Source organism: Pseudomonas sp. GW821-FHT02B10 (assembly GCF_059421865.1).
Genome location: NZ_JBWKVU010000027.1, coordinates 1 through 5,516 on the forward strand (window position 1 = coordinate 1; position 5,516 = coordinate 5,516).

The 5,516-nt window shown below is 51.4% G+C and carries 2 tRNA genes and 3 rRNA genes; all 5 read right to left on the bottom strand.

The window, feature by feature from the left end:
• Positions 1-49 (bottom strand): 5S ribosomal RNA (gene rrf, locus AC07VU_RS30715); the annotation flags it as partial.
• A gap of 139 nt (positions 50-188) precedes the next feature.
• A 23S ribosomal RNA gene (locus tag AC07VU_RS30720) occupies positions 189-3,080 on the bottom strand.
• Positions 3,081-3,320: 240 nt separating this feature from the next.
• A tRNA-Ala gene (locus tag AC07VU_RS30725) sits at positions 3,321-3,396 on the bottom strand.
• A gap of 26 nt (positions 3,397-3,422) precedes the next feature.
• A tRNA-Ile gene (locus AC07VU_RS30730) sits at positions 3,423-3,499 on the bottom strand.
• A 65-nt stretch (positions 3,500-3,564) separates the two neighbouring features.
• Positions 3,565-5,101, bottom strand: a 16S ribosomal RNA gene (locus AC07VU_RS30735).
• Positions 5,102-5,516: the final 415 nt, after the last annotated feature.

The following is a 5,516-nucleotide window of genomic DNA, read 5'->3' on the forward strand; positions in this document are numbered from 1 at the left end:
CTGAGTTCGGGATGGGATCAGGTGGTTCCAATGCTCTATGGTCGTCAAGAAATTCGGTGTGCCGAGTCGTCTTTCGACGCTTCAGCAAATTGGGTATGCGATAGTTTGTGTGTTTTCTCGAACTTTCGGTTCGTTTCGTCTTCACACACCGCAATCTGGCTGTTAAGCGCAAATTGCTTGGGTGTTATATGGTCAAGCCTCACGGGCAATTAGTATTGGTTAGCTCAACGCCTCACAGCGCTTACACACCCAACCTATCAACGTCGTAGTCTTCGACGGCCCTTCAGGGAACTCAAGGTTCCAGTGAGATCTCATCTTGAGGCAAGTTTCCCGCTTAGATGCTTTCAGCGGTTATCTTTTCCGAACATAGCTACCCGGCAATGCCACTGGCGTGACAACCGGAACACCAGAGGTTCGTCCACTCCGGTCCTCTCGTACTAGGAGCAGCCCCTCTCAAATCTCAAACGTCCACGGCAGATAGGGACCGAACTGTCTCACGACGTTCTAAACCCAGCTCGCGTACCACTTTAAATGGCGAACAGCCATACCCTTGGGACCGGCTTCAGCCCCAGGATGTGATGAGCCGACATCGAGGTGCCAAACACCGCCGTCGATATGAACTCTTGGGCGGTATCAGCCTGTTATCCCCGGAGTACCTTTTATCCGTTGAGCGATGGCCCTTCCATACAGAACCACCGGATCACTAAGACCTACTTTCGTACCTGCTCGACGTGTCTGTCTCGCAGTCAAGCGCGCTTTTGCCTTTATACTCTACGACCGATTTCCGACCGGTCTGAGCGCACCTTCGTACTCCTCCGTTACTCTTTAGGAGGAGACCGCCCCAGTCAAACTACCCACCATACACTGTCCTCGATCCGGATAACGGACCTGAGTTAGAACCTCAAAGTTGCCAGGGTGGTATTTCAAGGATGGCTCCACGCGAACTGGCGTCCACGCTTCAAAGCCTCCCACCTATCCTACACAAGCAAATTCAAAGTCCAGTGCAAAGCTATAGTAAAGGTTCACGGGGTCTTTCCGTCTAGCCGCGGATACACTGCATCTTCACAGCGATTTCAATTTCACTGAGTCTCGGGTGGAGACAGCGCCGCCATCGTTACGCCATTCGTGCAGGTCGGAACTTACCCGACAAGGAATTTCGCTACCTTAGGACCGTTATAGTTACGGCCGCCGTTTACCGGGGCTTCGATCAAGAGCTTCGCGTTAGCTAACCCCATCAATTAACCTTCCGGCACCGGGCAGGCGTCACACCCTATACGTCCACTTTCGTGTTTGCAGAGTGCTGTGTTTTTAATAAACAGTCGCAGCGGCCTGGTATCTTCGACCGGCATGGGCTTACGGAGCAAGTCCTTCACCCTCACCGGCGCACCTTCTCCCGAAGTTACGGTGCCATTTTGCCTAGTTCCTTCACCCGAGTTCTCTCAAGCGCCTTGGTATTCTCTACCCAACCACCTGTGTCGGTTTGGGGTACGGTTCCTAGTTATCTGAAGCTTAGAAGCTTTTCTTGGAAGCATGGCATCAACCACTTCGTCACCTAAAAGGTAACTCGTCATCAGCTCTCGGCCTTAGAATCCCGGATTTACCTAAGATTCCAGCCTACCACCTTAAACTTGGACAACCAACGCCAAGCTGGCCTAGCCTTCTCCGTCCCTCCATCGCAATAACTAGAAGTACAGGAATATTAACCTGTTTTCCATCGACTACGCTTTTCAGCCTCGCCTTAGGGACCGACTAACCCTGCGTCGATTAACGTTGCGCAGGAAACCTTGGTCTTTCGGCGTGGGTGTTTTTCACACCCATTGTCGTTACTCATGTCAGCATTCGCACTTCTGATACCTCCAGCAAGCTTCTCAACTCACCTTCACAGGCTTACAGAACGCTCCTCTACCGCATCACTTACGTGATACCCGTAGCTTCGGTGTATGGTTTGAGCCCCGTTACATCTTCCGCGCAGGCCGACTCGACTAGTGAGCTATTACGCTTTCTTTAAAGGGTGGCTGCTTCTAAGCCAACCTCCTAGCTGTCTAAGCCTTCCCACATCGTTTCCCACTTAACCATAACTTTGGGACCTTAGCTGACGGTCTGGGTTGTTTCCCTTTTCACGACGGACGTTAGCACCCGCCGTGTGTCTCCCATGCTCGGCACTTGTAGGTATTCGGAGTTTGCATCGGTTTGGTAAGTCGGGATGACCCCCTAGCCGAAACAGTGCTCTACCCCCTACAGTGATACATGAGGCGCTACCTAAATAGCTTTCGAGGAGAACCAGCTATCTCCGAGCTTGATTAGCCTTTCACTCCGATCCACAGGTCATCCGCTAACTTTTCAACGGTAGTCGGTTCGGTCCTCCAGTCAGTGTTACCTAACCTTCAACCTGCCCATGGATAGATCGCCCGGTTTCGGGTCTATACCCAGCGACTAAACGCCCTATTAAGACTCGCTTTCGCTACGCCTCCCCTATTCGGTTAAGCTCGCCACTGAATATAAGTCGCTGACCCATTATACAAAAGGTACGCAGTCACAGAACAAAGTCTGCTCCCACTGCTTGTACGCATACGGTTTCAGGATCTATTTCACTCCCCTCTCCGGGGTTCTTTTCGCCTTTCCCTCACGGTACTAGTTCACTATCGGTCAGTCAGTAGTATTTAGCCTTGGAGGATGGTCCCCCCATATTCAGACAAAGTTTCTCGTGCTCCGTCCTACTCGATTTCATGACTAAGAGATTTTCGCGTACAGGGCTATCACCCACTATGGCCGCACTTTCCAGAGCGTTCCGCTAATCTCAAAGCCACTTAAGGGCTAGTCCCCGTTCGCTCGCCACTACTAAGGGAATCTCGGTTGATTTCTTTTCCTCAGGGTACTTAGATGTTTCAGTTCCCCTGGTTCGCCTCTTGCACCTATGTATTCAGTACAAGATAACCATCTTATGATGGCTGGGTTCCCCCATTCAGACATCTCCGGATCAAAGTCTGTTTGCCGACTCCCCGAAGCTTTTCGCAGGCTACCACGTCTTTCATCGCCTCTGACTGCCAAGGCATCCACCGTATGCGCTTCTTCACTTGACCATATAACCCCAAGCAATCTGGTTATACTGTGAAGACGACATTCGCCGAAAATTCGCGATTAAACTCACAAATTTTACCTTAGCCTGAATAAACACCAGTGAAAGTGCTATCCAGTCTATCTTTCTATCACATACCCAAATTTTTAAAGAACGATTCTGATAAAGATCAGAAATCAACATTCACCATCAACTTGATGGAATGCTCATTTCTAAGCTTTAAACGATGGACACCAATCTGTAATGGTGGAGCCAAGCGGGATCGAACCGCTGACCTCCTGCGTGCAAGGCAGGCGCTCTCCCAGCTGAGCTATGGCCCCGTATCGCTACAGGGTGCACCAGTAATTGGTGGGTCTGGGCAGATTCGAACTGCCGACCTCACCCTTATCAGGGGTGCGCTCTAACCAACTGAGCTACAGACCCAATCGTCTTCTTCAATGAATCAAGCAATTCGTGTGGGAGCTTATGAAGCAGCTGATGTCGTCGATTAAGGAGGTGATCCAGCCGCAGGTTCCCCTACGGCTACCTTGTTACGACTTCACCCCAGTCATGAATCACACCGTGGTAACCGTCCTCCCGAAGGTTAGACTAGCTACTTCTGGTGCAACCCACTCCCATGGTGTGACGGGCGGTGTGTACAAGGCCCGGGAACGTATTCACCGCGACATTCTGATTCGCGATTACTAGCGATTCCGACTTCACGCAGTCGAGTTGCAGACTGCGATCCGGACTACGATCGGTTTTGTGGGATTAGCTCCACCTCGCGGCTTGGCAACCCTCTGTACCGACCATTGTAGCACGTGTGTAGCCCAGGCCGTAAGGGCCATGATGACTTGACGTCATCCCCACCTTCCTCCGGTTTGTCACCGGCAGTCTCCTTAGAGTGCCCACCATGACGTGCTGGTAACTAAGGACAAGGGTTGCGCTCGTTACGGGACTTAACCCAACATCTCACGACACGAGCTGACGACAGCCATGCAGCACCTGTCTCAATGCTCCCGAAGGCACCAATCCATCTCTGGAAAGTTCATTGGATGTCAAGGCCTGGTAAGGTTCTTCGCGTTGCTTCGAATTAAACCACATGCTCCACCGCTTGTGCGGGCCCCCGTCAATTCATTTGAGTTTTAACCTTGCGGCCGTACTCCCCAGGCGGTCAACTTAATGCGTTAGCTGCGCCACTAAGAGCTCAAGGCTCCCAACGGCTAGTTGACATCGTTTACGGCGTGGACTACCAGGGTATCTAATCCTGTTTGCTCCCCACGCTTTCGCACCTCAGTGTCAGTATCAGTCCAGGTGGTCGCCTTCGCCACTGGTGTTCCTTCCTATATCTACGCATTTCACCGCTACACAGGAAATTCCACCACCCTCTACCATACTCTAGCTCGCCAGTTTTGGATGCAGTTCCCAGGTTGAGCCCGGGGATTTCACATCCAACTTAACGAACCACCTACGCGCGCTTTACGCCCAGTAATTCCGATTAACGCTTGCACCCTCTGTATTACCGCGGCTGCTGGCACAGAGTTAGCCGGTGCTTATTCTGTCGGTAACGTCAAAATACTCACGTATTAGGTAAGTACCCTTCCTCCCAACTTAAAGTGCTTTACAATCCGAAGACCTTCTTCACACACGCGGCATGGCTGGATCAGGCTTTCGCCCATTGTCCAATATTCCCCACTGCTGCCTCCCGTAGGAGTCTGGACCGTGTCTCAGTTCCAGTGTGACTGATCATCCTCTCAGACCAGTTACGGATCGTCGCCTTGGTGAGCCATTACCTCACCAACTAGCTAATCCGACCTAGGCTCATCTGATAGCGCAAGGCCCGAAGGTCCCCTGCTTTCTCCCGTAGGACGTATGCGGTATTAGCGTCCGTTTCCGAACGTTATCCCCCACTACCAGGCAGATTCCTAGGCATTACTCACCCGTCCGCCGCTCTCAAGAGAAGCAAGCTTCTCTCTACCGCTCGACTTGCATGTGTTAGGCCTGCCGCCAGCGTTCAATCTGAGCCATGATCAAACTCTTCAGTTCAAACATCTTTGGGTTTTGAGAAAACCCTAAACTTGGCTCAGCAATCGTTGGTTACATCTTTGATTTCTCGCGGAGTAACTTGTGATGCTGATAATCTTTCTGACTATCAGTCTGACTCCACAAGCACCCACACGAATTGCTTGATTCAGTTGTTAAAGAGCGGTTGGTTAAGTCTTTCGTCTCAACCGAGGCGCGCATTCTACAGCAGCCCCTGTATCTGTCAAGCGGTTATTTTAAGAAGTTTTCAAAGTTTCCTTTGCAACTTCAACCACTTGCGCTTCCGATCTCTCGTCAGCGGGAGGCGAATTCTACAGCGTTACACGCTGCTGTCAACACCTCTTTTTCTCCGCTTTCGACCGAGAAGATCGAATCGTTAACTCGGCGAAAACTGACTGCCGAATCAACTCCTTCGGGC